The 16,466-nt window shown below is 50.3% G+C and carries 16 protein-coding genes; all 16 read right to left on the bottom strand.

The annotated features are described in order from the left end of the window. The 16 genes from NSQ19_RS05515 to sdaAB all read right to left on the bottom strand — a co-directional run bounded on the left by NSQ19_RS05515 (position 1) and on the right by sdaAB (position 16,266). A complete protein-coding gene (locus NSQ19_RS05515) occupies positions 1 to 393 on the bottom strand; it encodes a YlqD family protein (protein WP_029142350.1) in 393 nt (130 codons plus the stop codon). A 156-nt stretch (positions 394 to 549) separates the two neighbouring features. After that, the gene (locus NSQ19_RS05510; RefSeq protein WP_280136683.1) at positions 550 to 798 is read right to left on the bottom strand and encodes a KH domain-containing protein; all 249 of its coding nucleotides are present in this window, start codon (positions 796 to 798) and stop codon (positions 550 to 552) included. Continuing rightward, positions 798 to 1,070 carry a 30S ribosomal protein S16 gene (rpsP, locus tag NSQ19_RS05505; RefSeq protein WP_026104868.1) on the bottom strand — a complete coding sequence of 91 codons (273 nt, stop codon included), beginning with the start codon at positions 1,068 to 1,070 and terminating at the stop codon, positions 798 to 800. The genes NSQ19_RS05510 and rpsP overlap by 1 nt, the downstream gene beginning before the upstream one ends. Positions 1,071 to 1,166: 96 nt before the next feature. Next, positions 1,167 to 2,510: a signal recognition particle protein gene (gene ffh / locus NSQ19_RS05500; protein ID WP_013859061.1), complete on the bottom strand. Its 1,344-nt coding sequence runs from the start codon at positions 2,508 to 2,510 to the stop codon at positions 1,167 to 1,169. 11 nt (positions 2,511 to 2,521) lie between these two features. Next, the gene (locus tag NSQ19_RS05495; RefSeq protein ID WP_017553259.1) at positions 2,522 to 2,848 is read right to left on the bottom strand and encodes a putative DNA-binding protein; all 327 of its coding nucleotides are present in this window, start codon (positions 2,846 to 2,848) and stop codon (positions 2,522 to 2,524) included. Between the two features lie 184 nt (positions 2,849 to 3,032). Then, positions 3,033 to 4,031, bottom strand: a complete 999-nt coding sequence (gene ftsY / locus NSQ19_RS05490; RefSeq protein WP_237349184.1) for a signal recognition particle-docking protein FtsY — start codon at positions 4,029 to 4,031, stop codon at positions 3,033 to 3,035. A 158-nt stretch (positions 4,032 to 4,189) separates the two neighbouring features. After that, positions 4,190 to 7,762: a chromosome segregation protein SMC gene (gene smc, locus NSQ19_RS05485; RefSeq protein ID WP_340702535.1), complete on the bottom strand. Its 3,573-nt coding sequence runs from the start codon at positions 7,760 to 7,762 to the stop codon at positions 4,190 to 4,192. A 19-nt stretch (positions 7,763 to 7,781) separates the two neighbouring features. Beyond that, positions 7,782 to 8,522, bottom strand: coding sequence for a ribonuclease III (rnc, locus tag NSQ19_RS05480; RefSeq protein ID WP_013859056.1), 741 nt, complete (start codon positions 8,520 to 8,522; stop codon positions 7,782 to 7,784). A gap of 201 nt (positions 8,523 to 8,723) precedes the next feature. Beyond that, positions 8,724 to 8,957: an acyl carrier protein gene (gene acpP / locus NSQ19_RS05475; protein WP_014095485.1), complete on the bottom strand. Its 234-nt coding sequence runs from the start codon at positions 8,955 to 8,957 to the stop codon at positions 8,724 to 8,726. An 83-nt stretch (positions 8,958 to 9,040) separates the two neighbouring features. Beyond that, positions 9,041 to 9,784 (bottom strand): 3-oxoacyl-[acyl-carrier-protein] reductase, encoded by a 744-nt coding sequence (fabG, locus tag NSQ19_RS05470; RefSeq protein ID WP_013859054.1) that lies wholly within the window; start codon positions 9,782 to 9,784, stop codon positions 9,041 to 9,043. Between the two features lie 16 nt (positions 9,785 to 9,800). Next, entirely contained in the window at positions 9,801 to 10,739 is a 939-nt protein-coding gene (gene fabD, locus NSQ19_RS05465) for an ACP S-malonyltransferase (RefSeq protein ID WP_017553264.1), read from the bottom strand. A 16-nt stretch (positions 10,740 to 10,755) separates the two neighbouring features. Then, positions 10,756 to 11,748 (bottom strand): phosphate acyltransferase PlsX, encoded by a 993-nt coding sequence (gene plsX, locus NSQ19_RS05460; protein ID WP_195850435.1) that lies wholly within the window; start codon positions 11,746 to 11,748, stop codon positions 10,756 to 10,758. Positions 11,749 to 11,864: 116 nt separating this feature from the next. After that, positions 11,865 to 12,446 (bottom strand): transcription factor FapR, encoded by a 582-nt coding sequence (gene fapR, locus NSQ19_RS05455; protein ID WP_013859051.1) that lies wholly within the window; start codon positions 12,444 to 12,446, stop codon positions 11,865 to 11,867. 109 nt (positions 12,447 to 12,555) lie between these two features. Continuing rightward, complete coding sequence (gene recG / locus NSQ19_RS05450) at positions 12,556 to 14,604, bottom strand: ATP-dependent DNA helicase RecG (protein WP_161655066.1); 2,049 nt, start codon at positions 14,602 to 14,604, stop codon at positions 12,556 to 12,558. Continuing rightward, positions 14,597 to 15,484: an L-serine ammonia-lyase, iron-sulfur-dependent, subunit alpha gene (gene sdaAA, locus NSQ19_RS05445; protein WP_133535935.1), complete on the bottom strand. Its 888-nt coding sequence runs from the start codon at positions 15,482 to 15,484 to the stop codon at positions 14,597 to 14,599. The genes recG and sdaAA overlap by 8 nt, the downstream gene beginning before the upstream one ends. Positions 15,485 to 15,603: 119 nt before the next feature. Next, positions 15,604 to 16,266: an L-serine ammonia-lyase, iron-sulfur-dependent subunit beta gene (gene sdaAB, locus NSQ19_RS05440; protein WP_340702534.1), complete on the bottom strand. Its 663-nt coding sequence runs from the start codon at positions 16,264 to 16,266 to the stop codon at positions 15,604 to 15,606. Between the last annotated feature and the right edge of the window lie 200 nt (positions 16,267 to 16,466).

Raw genomic sequence — 16,466 nt, 5'->3', positions numbered from 1 at the left:
TCACCTCTCGCGAATTTCATGGATGATGCCGTCTTTTATAATAATCGATTTCTCTTTTGTCACCGCACTCCAGTCGTCGCCTTCCCGGACGTCAACAATGGCGTGCATTTCTTTTTCTTTTAATTCCGTCCCGATCGGAAGCAAAAGCAGTTGTTCAATTTGAAACTCCACCAGTTTGATTTTCTCCTGCCGGCTTTCAATTTCTTTTTCAAAATGCATTTTTAAATTGGTTCCCGAAAACTTTTTTTGTTTTTCCAGTTTTTTCGTTTCAAACCGGAGCTGCTCACATTCTTTTTGAAGTTGTTGTTTCTTTTGCCGGTATGTATCCAAAAGCATCCCTTTGCTCTTTTCGGTCAGGATTTGCTTGACCATCACTTTTTGAAGGATTTTCAAGATGCCCTGCCCTCCTTTTCGCCATTTATTAGCAACCCAAATAAAAGCAGCCGGAAAAAGCGGATGTCGGTTAAGATGAGGGGAAAGCCCGAAAGATGTATGTAAAAAGGGAGGTGTGCGCCTCCCTTTCTCTGGTGTTCTATCCATCGTTGTCCGTTATTCGGCAATTTCAAGACGGATTTTTTTATGCCCGTGCACGCCGGCCGCAGCATAAACGACCGTACGGATGGCCTTTGCGGTACGCCCTTTTTTGCCAATAACCATGCCGGCATCATCCGGATGGACAATCAGGCGGTAGAGCGTTCCGGATTCTTGTTCATCCCGCTCTACTCGCACCTCATCCGGATGGCCGACAATCGGCTTGACGATCGAAAGGATTAAATCATCCATCTGTTGGTCCATGATTATTTGCCGTGTTTTTCGTTATGGTATTTTTCCATAATGCCTTGTTTTGAAAACAAGTTGCGTACCGTGTCAGACGGTTGGGCGCCGTTTTTCAGCCATTGGAGCGCGGCTTCCTCGTTGATTTTGACTTCTGCAGGATCTACAACAGGATTGTAAGTTCCTACTGTTTCAATAAAACGTCCATCACGCGGTGAACGGGAATCTGCCACAACAATGCGGTAAAACGGGGATTTTTTTGTGCCCATGCGTTTCAAGCGGATTTTTACTGCCATTTTAATCATACACCTCCAAAAAAGTTTCTCACAAGACTGTATCATATCAGAAAATCATGATGGTGTAAAGTCTTTTCTCTTAACACCCTTGCTTTTTTACATAAAAGGGAATTTAAAGCCTTTTTTTCGGCCTTTCTGATTCATGCCTTGCAGTTGTTTCATCATTTTCTTCATTTCTTCAAATTGTTTCAAAAGCCGGTTGACTTCCTGCACCGGGCGGCCGGAACCTTTCGCAATCCGTTTTTTCCGGCTTGCATTGATAATGTCCGGGCGGATTTTTTCCTGCTTTGTCATCGACTGGATAATCGCTTCGACATGCGCAATTTGCTTCTCATCAATTTGCAGATTATCCATCCCTTTCATCCGGTTGGCCCCCGGGATCATTTTCAAAATGTCACCGAGCGGCCCCATTTTCCGGACCTGGCCGAGCTGCTCAAGGAAATCTTCAAACGTAAACGACTGATCCCGCATTTTCTTTTCGAGCGCGCGCGCTTTTTCTTCATCAACGGTTTCCTGCGCTTTCTCAATCAGCGACAGGATATCGCCCATGCCGAGAATGCGGGAAGCCATCCTTTCCGGGTGAAACGGTTCGAGTGCATCCATTTTCTCGCCCATCCCGGCAAATTTAATCGGCTTTTCGGTTACGGCCCGGATGGATAAAGCCGCCCCGCCGCGCGTGTCGCCGTCAAGCTTCGTCAGGATGACGCCGGTGATGCCGAGCTGGTCATTAAAACTTTGCGCGACATTTACGGCATCCTGGCCTGTCATCGCATCGACGACAAGAAAAATTTCATCCGGATGCGCAAGTTCCTTGATTTCCTTCAATTCATTCATCAGCTCGCTGTCAATATGGAGGCGGCCGGCCGTATCGATGATGACGGTATCGTGATGTTCTTCTTTTGCTTTTTCAATCGCTTGCCTGGCAATTTCCACCGGGCTGATTTTATCGCCAAGCGAAAATACCGGCATGCCGAGTTGTTTTCCGAGCGTTTCCAGCTGCTTGATTGCAGCGGGGCGGTAAATATCGGCCGCAACGAGCAGCGGGGTCCGGTTGTATTTTTTTCGCAGCAGGTTGGCCAGTTTCCCCGATGTCGTCGTTTTCCCGGCACCCTGCAGGCCGACCATCATGATGACGGTCGGCGGGCGCTTTGCAACGGCAATCTTGCTCTGGGATCCGCCCATAAGATTGGTCAGCTCTTCCTGGACAATTTTAATGACCTGCTGCCCGGGTGTCAGGCTTTTCAGCACCTCCTGGCCGACCGCGCGTTCGCTCACTTTTTTTACAAAATCTTTTACCACTTTGAAGTTGACGTCAGCTTCCAGAAGGGCAAGGCGGACTTCCCGCATCATTTCTTTGACGTCGCTTTCCGTGACCTTGCCTTTTCCGCGGATTTTCTGCATCGTGCCCTGCAGGCGTTCTGCGAGTCCTTCAAATGCCATTTTTCCGCCCCCTATTCCAATTTTTCAAGCGCATCGACAAGCCGCGCCAGTTCCGGATTGGCATTATGCGCCAAAAGATTGCGCATCGACCGGAAGATTCGTGTGCGCGCTTGAAACTTTTCCAATAAACCAAGCTTTTTTTCATAGTCTTCGAGCATTTGTTCGGTTCGTTTGATATTATCGTAAACCGCCTGGCGGCTCACACCATATTGTTCGGCGATTTCACCAAGCGACAAGTCGTCGAGATAATAGAGGGACATATAGCTGCGCTGCTTTGGAGTCAACAACGATTGGTAAAAATCGTACAAATCATTCATTCGCGTTGTTTTCTCCAGCATGGCTTCTTCCCCCTGTTAAGTGAAAATGCTTTACATAAACTCAGAATACAAAGATTCTTGTTTTTTGTCAATGAAAACAAGTCCGTTTACCCGCAATCGCCCCGCGCTTTGAAGGGCTCCCTGCCATACGTAATACCGCGGGCTTGCGCGCTTTATTATGATTCGCAGTGCGGCCCGCACGCAGTCAGGCTTGTTCTTCCGGCACTTCATCGATCAGATCGGAAAACAACCCGTACACGTATTTTTCTGCATCGAACGGCTGGAGGTCATCCATTTTCTCGCCGAGGCCGACGAATTTGACGGGAATATGGAGTTCGTTCCGGATCGCGAGCACAATCCCGCCTTTTGCCGTGCCATCCAATTTTGTCAGCACGATCCCGGTTACGTCCGTAGCTTCTTTAAACGTCTTTGCCTGCACCATCGCATTTTGCCCGGTGGTGGCATCCAGAACGAGCAAGACTTCATGCGGCGCCCCCGGGATTTCCCGTTCGATGACGCGTTTTACTTTTTCCAGTTCCTTCATCAAATTGACTTTGTTTTGCAGGCGGCCCGCCGTATCACAAAGCAGGACATCCGCATTTCTTGCTTTCGCTGCCTGGACGGCGTCAAACATAACAGCGGCCGGATCGGATCCTTCCGAATGTTTGATCACTTCCACGCCGACCCTTTCTCCCCAGACTTCAAGCTGTTCAATGGCACCGGCGCGGAATGTATCGCCGGCTGCCATCATCACTTTTTTTCCCTGCTGTTTCAGCATATGGGCGAGCTTGCCGATCGTTGTCGTTTTACCGACGCCGTTTACGCCGACAAACAAAATAACAGTCAGGGCGCCGTCCTGGATGTTAAGCCGGTTCGGGGCTTCTTCTCCGCCTGAATAAATGTCAACCAGTTTTTCGGAAATCACGGACTGGACTTCAGAAGGGGCTTTGATGTTTTTCCGTTTCACTTCCATTTTTAACTCATCGATCAGTTCCATCACCGTCTGGAAGCCGACATCCGCCTGAATTAAAATTTCTTCCAGTTCTTCGAAAAAGTCTTCGTCGACTTTCCGGTAACGCGCGACAAGATTGTTGACTTTGCTCGAGAAATTATCGCGCGTTTTTGCAAGGCCGGTTTTAAATTTATCGGTTACCGTATCGGCCTGCCGGGTGAATTTGTCTTTTAATGATTTAAAAAAACTCATTTGTCCACTTCCTTTGGCTCTCCTGAATTTGCGTGTCAGTTTGTGCGGGATAAAAGCTGCCCGGGCGGTCCTGGAAATGAACGCCGCCCTGATTTTTATCCCGCCGGCCCGCTCTGGCACGGGCGCTACTTTTTAAACCCGGCGCTGATTCGCCCTGTTTAAGACGTTTGAAAAGCGAGATCGGTTGACTCTTCCAGTTTGACCGACACAAGTTTCGATACGCCGGATTCCTGCATCGTCACCCCGTAAAGGACGTCCGCTTCTTCCATTGTTCCTTTCCGGTGGGTGATGACAATAAACTGGGTTTCCGCACTGAATTGTTTCAAATATTTGCTGAACCGGTATACATTGGCTTCATCCAGCGCGGCTTCCACTTCATCGAGAATGCAAAACGGCACCGGGCGCACACGCAAAATCGCAAACAAAAGCGCGATCGCGGTCAGCGCTCTTTCGCCGCCTGAAAGCAGCCCGAGATTTTGCAGTTTTTTCCCCGGCGGCTGCGCGAAAATTTCCACGCCTGTCGTAAGCAAATCTTTCGGGTCCGTCAGCCTCAAGTCCGCTCTCCCGCCGCCGAAAAGCTCCCGGAAAACCGGTTCGAATTCGTTCCGGATGGCATTAAACGTCTCATCGAAACGGCGGACCATTTCGCCGTCCATTTCCGTAATTACCTGGTCAAGGGTGTCTTTTGCTTCAAGCAGGTCGGTCTCCTGTTCTTTTAAAAACCGGTAGCGTTCCGATACGCGCTCATATTCTTCGATCGCGCCGAGATTGACGGCGCCAAGCTCATCAATCGACAGTTTGATCAGCTTCACTTTTTTGCGCGCTTCCTCCAGGGAAACATTGAGCGGGCGGGCTTCTTTCGCGGCTTCAAAGGTGAGCGTGTATTCTTCGCGGAGCCTTTGAAGCCGGTTCTCAAGTTCCACATCCAGCCGGTTTGCTTTGATTTCTTCATCCTGAATGGCCTGCTGGAGCCCTTTTTGCTGCCGTTTCCATTCTTTCAGGCCGCGTTCCAGGTCTTCCATCTCTGCTGTCAGCCGGGCCCGTTCTTCCCTGCGCACGGCGATAAAGGCGAGCGTATCATTTTTGTCACGCGCTTTTTGTTCAGCCGCTTCCGCCAGTTCGCTTTCCGACATGTGGTGCTTCTCCGATTCGTCCGTAAGAAAGTGGTACTGCTCATCATAACGCGCTTTACGTGCCGCCCACTCCTTGATTTCGCGGTCCAGCCGCGCAAGTTCTTCTCGGTCGCGCGCCGCCTGCTCCATCTTTACGGCAAGCGTTGATTTTAAATCGCTGAGTTCGCCCTGGAGCCGGCTTTTTGCCGTCGAATCATCGTTTTTCTTTACGGTCAGGGCTTCAATTTCCGCTTCCAATTCCTGCGCTTTTTCGCCAGTACGCGCCAGCATGTTTTCCAGTTCGCCGACCCGTTTGCGGGCTTCATCTTGCTGTTTTTCCGCCTCTTGTTTTTCCATATCGTAGACGAGCAGGTGCTCATCCAGATTTTTTTCTTCAACCGCAAGCCGTTCCAGTTCCGCTTTCGCCTGCTGTTCCCCAAGCCTCAGCGCTTCGCCGTTTTTCCTCGCTTCATCCAGCTCCTGTTGCACGCGGGAAACTTCGGCTTTTAATGCTTTGACTTCCGTTTCAAGCGCCATCGTTGTTTTTTCCATCCCGGCAAGCTTTTCTTTTAGTGCTTCCAGTTCGCTTTTTCTCGAAAGGAGCGACACGCTGTTTTGTTTCGAAGCCCCGCCTGTCATCGAGCCGCCCGGATTGACGACATCCCCGTCAAGCGTCACGATGCGGTAGCGGTACCCGAGCATTTTGGCGATTTTGTTTGCACTTTTTAAATCACGGACAACAAGGACATGGCCGAGCAGATTGGACACAATGGATTGGTAGCGGCTTTCAAAGCGGACAAGCTCCGCGCACACGCCGACGTATGCCTCTTCATTGCGGAGCGATTTGAGGCTTGCTTCCGGAATGGCCCGGGGCTTGATAATATCGAGCGGCAAAAAAGTCGCCCGCCCGGCCTTCCGCTCTTTTAAAAATGCAATGGCACAGCGTGCATGCCGTTCCGTTTTTGTCACAATATGCTGCATCGAAGCACCCAGTGCAGTTTCAACCGCTTTTTCGTAAGGCGCGGGCACCCGGACCAGCTCGGCCACAGCGCCTTCAATGCCTTCCAGCTGTTTGCCACGGGCTTTCAAAATTTCGCGCACGCCCTGGTAAAAGCCGGTATAATCCTCTTCCATCTCTTCAAGCGTTTCTTTGCGTGATTTCGCTTTTTGCAAATATTGGTATGCCTGATACAGATTGGACTCCTGTTTTTGATACCGGCTGTTGACGGACTCCAGCTGCCTTTGTTTTTCCATATAGGCACCGGCAGCCGCTTCCAGCTCCTGTTTGATTTCTGCAAGGCGGCCGGCCGCCATTTTTTTCTTTTCCCGCACCTTTTCCCGTTCTTCGACATATTTCCGGTTGTCGGCTTCAAGCCGGCTGAGGCGGTTTAACGACGTTTGCATCTGCTGCACGAGCATGCGCTTTTCATTTTTTCCGCTTGCCTGCTCGTTCAGCAGTTCAATATAGTCGCTTTTTAAAGACTCAATTTTTTCCTCCAGATTCGTGCTGAGGCGGAAAAGGCCCGCTTCCTTCTCTTTCACACTTTCTTTCAGGGCCGATAAGGCTTGTTCATTTTCCGCCGCCGTTTGCAAAATCTTTTCCTTTTGGGCTTCCAGTTCTTTTAAAGTGTTCTCCGCTTCTTTTATATTTTTTTCAAGCTGGGCTTTGTTCTCGCTGGCATTTTTTTTGCGTTCCTTCAGCACTTCTTTTTGCCCTTCAAGTTTTTCCAGCTCTTCTGTCGCTGCAAGCAGCACATTCTGCAAATCTTGAATCGATTCATCGAGCGCATCCAGCTGATTGCGTTTTTCTTCCAGCTGCGCTTCCTGTTTGCGGATTTCGGAAGAGAGCCCCGCTTCTTTGTCCCGGTGCGCTTCAAGCTGCGACTTAAGCGATTCCCACTCGCCATGCAGCGATTCTATCTCATACGCCAAAACGGCAATTTCATAATTTTTCAATGCTTCCTTTTGTTCCAGATAATCTTTTGCGGCCGATGCCTGCATTTTCAGCGGCTCAAGCTGGCTTTCCAGTTCATAGAGAATATCGCTGACACGGTTTAAGTTATCCTGCGTTTCGGCAAGCTTCACTTCCGCCTTTTTCTTGCGCGTCTTATATTTTAAAACGCCGGCTGCCTCTTCAAAAATGCTGCGGCGTTCTTCCGCTTTGCTGTTTAAAATTTCTTCCACTTTCCCCTGGCTGATAATGGAAAAAGCTTCTTTGCCAAGGCCGGAATCCATAAACAATTCCACAATATCCTTCAACCGGCACTGCTGTTTATTGATATAAAACTCGCTTTCCCCTGAACGGTACACCCGCCTTGTCACGCTTACTTCCTGGTAATCGATCGGAAGGGCGCGGCCTTCGTTTTCAAGCGTTAACGTCACTTCTGCAAAATTCAACGGTTTTCTTGTATCGCTGCCGGCAAAAATGACATCTTCCATCTTTCCGCCGCGCAGGCTTTTCGCTGATTGTTCACCGAGCACCCAGCGGACGGCGTCGATCACATTGCTTTTGCCGCTGCCGTTCGGGCCGACAACCGCTGTCACGCCTGGGACAAATTCTATGGAAATCCGGTCCGCAAATGACTTAAATCCGATCACGTCGAGACGTTTCAGAAACAATCCATTCCCCCTCCATTCCTCACGGCTTCTTTTTTTCTTCTTTCTGCAAATTGGATAAAGCCGTTTGCGCAGCCTGCTGTTCCGCTTCTTTTTTGGAGCGGCCTTTTCCTGTCCCGAGCGCCTTGCTGTTCAGCGACACTCTGGAGACGAACTCCTTGTCATGCGCAGGGCCGCGTTCATCGAGAATCGTGTATTCCAACACACCGGATGTTCTTTTTTGGACGTACTCCTGCAACTTGCTTTTATAATCCGCCGTGCTGCTGAAGAGCCCTTCGTCTATTTTCGGGAATACGACTTTTTCAAGGAGGGAAACAACAGCCTTTAACCCCTTGTCCAAATAAAGCGCGCCGATAAACGCTTCAAACACATCGGCTAAAAGGGCCGGGCGCGTTCTGCCGCCGGTCATTTCCTCGCCTTTGCCGAGCAGGATATACTCGCCAAAGTGCAGCTCATTGGCAAAAATGACAAGAGACGGCTCACAGACGACGGACGCCCGCAATTTCGTCATTTCCCCTTCGTTCATCGACGGGAACCGCTTAAATAAATAATGGGAAACGGTCAATTCCAGGACGGCATCGCCTAAAAATTCAAGCCTTTCATTGTCGTGCCTGCGCTTTTCCGGATGCTCGTTCACATAGGAGGAATGCGTAAAGGCCTGTTTCAGCAGGTTTCCGTCTTGAAAATGAATCCCAAGCTGTTCCTGCAGCTTGCCAAATTTGTTTACTATATGCTCTTCATCTGATTTTATTTTTTTTACCATCGTTCATCCACCCGATATCTTGATGTAGTTTCACTTAACTTAAATATATAGAAAAATACTGCTGAACGCAAAGGCATCTTCGGGACCCGGGCGGTCGTAAATAGGCAAAAAGGGGTTGCATTTTTTGCCCATTTACCATCCTCAGGCCGGATTAGAGAAAAATGTCCCGCTTATGGGGCGGGACATTTTACATGAAGACGATTACTGCTGATTTTGTATGTAATTTACAGCGTCACCCACTGTTACAATCTTCTCAGCATCCTCGTCGGAAATTTCCATTCCGAATTCATCTTCCAATTCCATCACCAATTCCACTACATCAAGGGAATCAGCGCCAAGATCTTCTTTGAATTTCGCTTCCAGTGTAACTTTGGATTCTTCGACACCAAGGCGGTCAACGATGATCTTTGTCACACGCTCTAATACGTCTGCCATGCGGTTCACCTCCCCTCAAGGTATTATAGAGGATTTTTTATAATTAATAAAGCGAAAGTTAAAATCAAGCTTGGCTGCAAACGTTACATCACCATTCCGCCGTCAACGTGGATCGTTTGCCCAGTAATGTAGTCGGAACTGCTGCTTGCCAAAAACAGGGCAGTCTTTGCCACATCTTCTGGCTTGCCGAAACGGGAAAGCGGGATTTGGCCCAGCATGCCTTCTTTGATGTCTTCCGGCAGTTTATCCGTCATATCCGTCTCAATCATGCCCGGGGCAATGGCATTTACGGTAATGCCGCGGCTTGCCAGTTCACGCGCCGCCGTTTTCGTTAGCCCGATGGCACCGGCTTTGGCAGCGGTATAATTGGCCTGGCCGGGGTTGCCGCTGATGCCGACAACCGAGGCAATATTAATGATCTTGCCGCTCCGCTGCTTCATCATCGGCCGCGCCGCCGCTTTTGTGCACAGGAAGACCCCTTTCAAATTGGTATCGATGACGGCATCCCATTCTGCTTCTTTCATCCTCATCAAAAGGTTATCCCTGGTGATGCCGGCGTTATTCACCAATATATCAAGTTTGCCGAATTTTTCCAGCACCTGCCTGAACATTTCCTGTACTTCCGTTTCATTCGAAACATCTGCCCGGATGGCAAAAGCTTCCACACCGAAAGAACGGACGGCGTTTGCCACTTCTTCCGCTTTTTCAGCATTTCCTGCATAATTGACCGCAATATGCGCGCCGGAAGCGGCAAACGCAAGCGCGATTTCACGGCCGATGCCACGTGACGCGCCGGTCACAAGCGCAACTTTGTCTTTTAAAAGCATTCGGTCTCCTCCTCCATTATTTTTGCAGCGCGCCAACCGCAGCTTCCAGGGTTTCCATATCCTGGACGGCATATGTTTTTACGCTGCGGTCAATTTTCCGGATTAATCCGGATAGCACTTTGCCCGGCCCGACTTCAATAAAGGTATCAACGCCGAGGCTGATCATTTTTTTAACGGAATCTTCCCATAAAACAGGGGAATAGAGCTGGCGGATTAATTTTGCTTTGATGTCCACAGCGCCCGTTTCCACTTCGGCATCGACATTGGCGATCACAGGAACCGCCGCATCCCGGATTGCAATTCCGTCAAGAACCGCCTTAAACTTTTCCGCTGCCGGCTCCATCAATTTGGAGTGGAATGGCCCGCTTACCTGAAGCGGGAGGACGCGTTTCGCCCCTCTTTCCTTTGCAAGTGCGCCCGCTTTTTCAATTCCGGCCGCTGTCCCGGAAATAACAATCTGTCCGGGACAGTTCAAATTCGCGAGCTGGACCGTTTCCCCTTCACTGCTCACTTCTTCTGCGACTTCCTGCAGCACGCCGCGGCCGAGCCCGAGCACGGCGGACATTGCCCCGGCACCGTTCGGGAATGCTTCATCCATGTATTCCCCGCGTTTGCGCACCGCATATACGGCATCTTCGAAGGACAAAGCGCCGGCTGCCACAAGCGCCGAATACTCGCCAAGGCTGTGCCCGGCTGTGAAATCTGCATGGATGCCCGCTTCCTGAAGCGCCTGTAAAATGGCAGTGCTTACCGATAAAAGCGCCGGCTGGGCATTTTCGGTACGGGTCAGTTTGTCCAGCGGGCCGTTTTGAATGAGCCCGGATAAGTCCATCCCGAGCTTTTCGTCTGCTTTTTGAAAAACAGCCGCCGCTTTTTCATTTGCACCGGCGACCGACTGCCCCATGCCAACCGTCTGGGATCCCTGCCCCGGGAAGACAAACGCTATTTTCCCCATCTTTTTTCCTCCATCCTTACTTTTGTTCAAGTTGTTGAATTGCGTGTTTGATTTTGCCGGTGACGTCAGACTGCACCATTTCACGCGCCTGCCGCACTGCATTGTAAATTGCATTGGCGTTTGAGGAACCGTGCGCTTTGATGACCGGCGCATTCAGCCCCATTAAGCCCGATCCCCCGTATTCCGAGTAATCCATGATATTTTTCAGGCCCGACAGTTCTGATTTGATCATTGCAGCGGCCAATTTTGTCTTCAAATTGTGCATGAACACTTTTTTGATCATGGAAAACAAGGATCCGGCCGTGCCTTCAATCGTTTTTAACACCATATTGCCGGTAAACCCGTCTGTGACGACGACATCCGCCACCCCCTCGAGTAGATCGCGGGCTTCGACATTGCCGGTAAAATTCAAATCGGTTTCTTTTAAAAGTTGAAATGCTTTTTTTGTTAATTCATTGCCTTTCTTTTCTTCCGTCCCGATATTTAAGAGGCCGACGCGCGGATTTTTTAAGCCTCTTACCTTTTCGGCATACAGCGAGCCCATGATGGCAAACTGCAGCAAATGTTCCGGCTTGGCTTCCGCGTTTGCACCAAGATCGAGCATGATAAAACCGCGCCCGTCCGTTGTCGGGAGCACCGGGGCAAGGGCCGGCCTTTCAATCCCTTCAATCCTGCCGACCACAAAGAGGCCGGATGCCATTAAAGCGCCCGTATTTCCGGCCGAGATGCACGCATCCGCTTCCCCGTCTTTCACGGCCTGGGCCATGCGCACCATGGAAGAATTTTTTTTGCGGCGGACGGCCCGCACCGGCTCGTCTGTCCCGGATATTACCTCATCGGTATGGACAACGACAACGCGGCTGGACGTTTCCAGTTCCTTCCTGACTTGCGTTTCATCCCCGAACAGGATAAACTCTGTGTCCGGAAATGCGTTTACAGCCTTGTTAATGCCCAGTACAATTTCTTTTGGGGCATAATCCCCGCCCATTGCGTCAATTGCTAATTTCATTCTATTCAGCCCCGTTTCTAAATCAAGCTTTTCCCGTGTGAAAGTTTTCCCGGCCGTGCGGCAACCGGGGTTGCCGGTCCCTGGGAAAATGGTTCACCTGTCCGCGTGAAGCGGCATTAAGCATTCTCTTCTTTTCCGGCATGATCCCGGTACATTTCAAATTCGCCTTTAAAGACGAGGTCACGGCCGACATAACTTTCAACAAACACCGTCGTTCTGCCGTTTTCCTGATTGACGTTCGCCACTTTTGCCTTGGCAATGACGCGGTCGCCGATTTTCACGGACCGCAAAAACCGGATGGTGGCTTTCGCCGTGAGGGCAAGTTCATCATCAATGACGGCAACGGCAAGCGAGTTGGCCTGTGCAAACAGATGATGCCCGCGGGCGATGGCGTTTCGCTTAAAAACGTGTTCTTTTTTGACATCAAAAATAGAGATGGCGCTGTGATCCAGTTCGATATCGATCACTTCCCCGATGACTTCTTCAATCGGCAGCGCTCTTACTTCATTTGCGAACCGCTTTTCAGCAACGTTTTTGATCCTTTCCCGCAGTTCCGGAATGGAAAGTTCCAGCCGGTCAAGGCGGATCGTCTGCACGCTGACATGATATTTATCCGCCAGTTCTTCATCTGTAATAAAAGGATTCCGCCTAATGGTTTCCTGCAAACTTTGCTGCCGGTCCTTTTTTTTCATTTTCATGGGTGACACCATCCGAAATTTTAGGACTTGGTACTAATCGTAGTATATAGAAAGAATAGGAAGTTTGCAAGAATTGCCAATAGCTGCCCTGGCAAAACGCAAACTTCCTTTAGTCCAGTTTTTCCCCTTCCAGCACACCTGATGCTTCAAGCTGATTCCGCAAATGCGAAAAAGCCGGGCCATGCCAGAATGCATCGGAACTGATCAATTGCTGTGCATCCTGCCTGGCTGTTTCAAGCGCCCGGAAATCATGGACCATATCGGCCACTTTAAACTCCGGCAGCCCGCTTTGTTTTTTTCCGAAAAAATCGCCGGGCCCGCGAAGCTCGAGGTCTTTTTCGCTCAAAACAAAGCCGTTGTCCGTTTCCGTCATAATTTTCATCCGCTCTTTGCCGATTTCCGTTTTTGGATCAGCGAGCAAAATACAATACGATTGCGCATCGCCCCTGCCGACGCGGCCGCGCAACTGGTGAAGCTGGGCAAGGCCGAACCGTTCGGCATCATAAATGACCATAATGGTCGCATTCGGCACATTGACGCCGACTTCGACAACCGTTGTTGACACAAGCACCTGGATTTCGTTGCGGCTGAACGCTTTCATGACCGCTTCCTTTTCATCGCCCGGCAGCCTGCCATGCATCAGCCCGGCTATATACCGGCCATTAAAATATTGGTTTAAAATGGCATACACATCAATCGCGTTCTGGACGTCAAGCTTATCGGATTCCTCGATGAGCGGACAGATGACATACGCCTGTCTGCCTTTTTTGAGCTCTTTTTCGATAAAGCTGAGCACCCTTTCGAACTGATTGTTCTTCACCCAGTACGTTTCAATCTTTTTGCGGCCGGCCGGCATCTGGTCAATAACAGAAACATCCATTTCGCCAAACACGGTGATGGCAAGCGTCCGCGGAATGGGCGTTGCCGTCATAAAAAGCACATCCGGATTCATCCCTTTTTCGCGGAGGATCCGTCTTTGCTCAACCCCGAACCGGTGCTGTTCATCCGTGATCACAAGGCCGAGCCGGGAAAATGCCACATCTTCCTGGATTAAAGCATGCGTGCCGATTAAAATATCGACGCCGCCTGTACCGAGCTGTTCCAAAAGCGCTTTTCTCCGTTTCCCTTTTACAGTGCTCGTCAGTAAAGCGACCCGGACGCCGTGCGGTTCGAGCAGCTGGCAAAGCGATTCGGCATGCTGCTCGGCAAGAATTTCCGTCGGTACCATCAACGCCCCCTGAAATCCCGCCGTCACCGCAGCGTATAGTGCTATCGCAGCGACGACCGTTTTCCCGGAGCCGACATCCCCCTGGAGCAGACGGTTCATACGGAACGGCGACTTCATGTCCGCGCAAATTTCGTTTACCACTCTTTTCTGGGCGTCCGTCAATGGAAACGGCAAGGAGCCGATAAAATTTCTTAATTTCCGCACATCATAGCGGATGGCCCGGCCGTTTGAATGTTCGCGCTCGAATTTCCTTAACGCCTGCATCTTCAGCTGAAAAGCCAAAAACTCTTCGTATACAATGGTCCTTCTTGCCATTTTCACTTCCTGTTCCGATTTTGGGAAGTGCATCGCATACATGGCCTGCTTTTTCGGCATTAATTTATATTTTGCAAGCATTTCTGCCGGCAGAACTTCTTCGATTTCGCCGCCAAACGCGCGAAAAGCAGACTCGATGTATTTTCGTAACGTTTTTACCGTCATTTTTCCTTTCACAGCATAGATCGGCCCGAATCCGGACGTTTGATCGGCCGTGCCTGTTTTTAAGGATTGGGCCGTAATCGTCTGCCGGTGCATGTCCCATTTTCCGGTAACCGTAATTTCATCATGAATATGGATTTTCTTTTTCAGATACGGCCGGTTAAAACAGACAACCGTAATGAGAAAATCGCCTGCGAACACTTTCATCGACAGGCGTGACCGTTTTTTTGAATAATAGATGAGGGAGGGTTCGCTATGCACCCTCCCCGTCACCGTCACCCGTTCATCATGCCGGACTTCACGCAAATCTTTGAGCCGGTCATCTTCATACCGGAAAGGGAAATAAGTAAGCAGGTCATAAATGGTGAAAATCCCCATCTGCCCGAGACTTGCTTCCGTTTCTTCGCCGATCCCTTTTAAGACGGTTACCGACTGATCAAGCGGGCTATTCATGCAGATCAAGCGGCATACCGAAAATTTTTGCTTCCAGTTTCCGGGCGGTCGGCGTATCCGCCAGGCCTCCACGCGCCGTTTCTTTGAGCGCAGTCGGCATCTGCTGCCCGACGCGGTACATCGCATCAATCACTTCATCGCAAGGGATCCGGCTTTTAATGCCGGCAAGCGCCATATCTGCCGCAACCATCGCATTGGCTGCTCCCATTGCATTCCGTTTCACGCATGGCACTTCCACAAGGCCGGCCACAGGATCGCACACCAGGCCGATCATATTTTTCAAAGTAATGGCCATTGCATGGGCGCATTGTTCCGGTGTGCCGCCCGCCATCTCGACAATGGCCGCGGCAGCCATCCCGGCAGCTGATCCGACTTCTGCCTGGCAGCCGCCTGCTGCGCCGGAAATAAACGCATTATTGGCCACCACAAATCCGAATGCGCCGGATGTAAATAAGAAACGGACCATTTCTTCACGCGTCGGGTGCAACTTGTTTTTGACCGCAAAGAGCGTTCCCGGCACAACGCCGGCAGAACCGGCCGTCGGCGTTGCGCAAATCGTTCCCATTGCCGCGTTCACTTCATTTGTCGCAACGGCTTTGCTGACGGCATCCAAAATGGTTGCGCCAGATAAGAAATTGCCTTTTTCAATATATTTTTGCAGCAGCACGGCATCGCCGCCCGTAAGCCCCGAGTGGGAGCGGACACCGGCAATTCCTTTTTCAACTGCTTTTTCCATAACAGCCAGATTTTCATCCATCTTTTTTATGATGGCTTCCCTGGATTTTCCGGTTACTTCCATTTCCTGCTCTATCATAATTTCCGAAATTTTTTTATTTTTCTGTTCGGCCAGTTCTACAAGCTCAGCAACATTCCGAAACATCATTACCCTCCTTCAATATCCATGCTGCTTCTCCTGGCACAGGCAAGGATGCACGCACATTTCAAAAGACAGCCAAAAGAAAGCGCCGCCTGCTTAGCAGCTGCGCCTTTTTCTCACATCTAATCTACAACTCTTGCAACCTGGGTAATGTTCGGGAGCCGCTTGATTTCTTCAATGACGGCATCATCGAGATTCTGGTCCACTTCGATGGCCATCAATGCCATCTTTCCGGCTTCTTTGCGCGACACTTCCATATGGCCGATATTGATTTCATGTGCCGATAAAATATTGGATACGGCCGCAATCGCCCCGTAGCGATCCTGGTGGACGACGAGCACGGCCGGATGGTGGCCGGATAAGTGTAGCTCAAAGCCGTTCAGTTCTGTTACTTCAATTTTTCCGCCGCCGATTGAGATACCGGTCAGTTCCATATCTCCCGATGCGTCGCCCATCCGGATCTTTACCGTGTTCGGGTGGTCCGGGACGGCACTTTCCACGAGAAACTTCACCGTAAGCCCGAACTGTTCCGCAATCTGAAGAGAAGATTTGATCCGTTCATCATCCGTGTCAAAATCGAGCAGGCCGCCGACAATGGCAACGTCTGTACCGTGCCCTTTATAGGTGGTCGCGAACGATCCGTAAAAATGGATGTCTGCCCATTTTGGCTGCCTGCCGAATAAGCTTCTCGCCACCCGGCCGATGCGCGCGGCACCTGCCGTATGGGAGCTTGAGGGCCCGATCATAACCGGGCCGATAATATCAAAAACACTTTTATATTTCATTGCGCATCACACCCACATTATTGTGCTTTTTCCGTAATTTCAATTGCCGGCGGGCGCGCGCCGTTTTTCAGGCCGCACCCGCCGTTGTGCTGATTTTAAAGCTTGCCGGGCAAAACCGGATGTTGGTTTGGCCGGTTCGCCAGGCATCCTAAGCCTTTTTACAACAATGGAGCAAAAGATGGGTGAAAGCTTTGCACTTT

Origin of the sequence: Weizmannia sp. FSL W8-1119 (assembly GCF_038008605.1) — a bacterium.
GTDB classification, from domain to species: Bacteria; Bacillota; Bacilli; order Bacillales; family Bacillaceae_C; genus Weizmannia; species Weizmannia coagulans.
The sequence above is the reverse complement of the archived record's forward strand: the minus strand, read 5'-3'. Positions and strand labels throughout refer to the sequence as shown.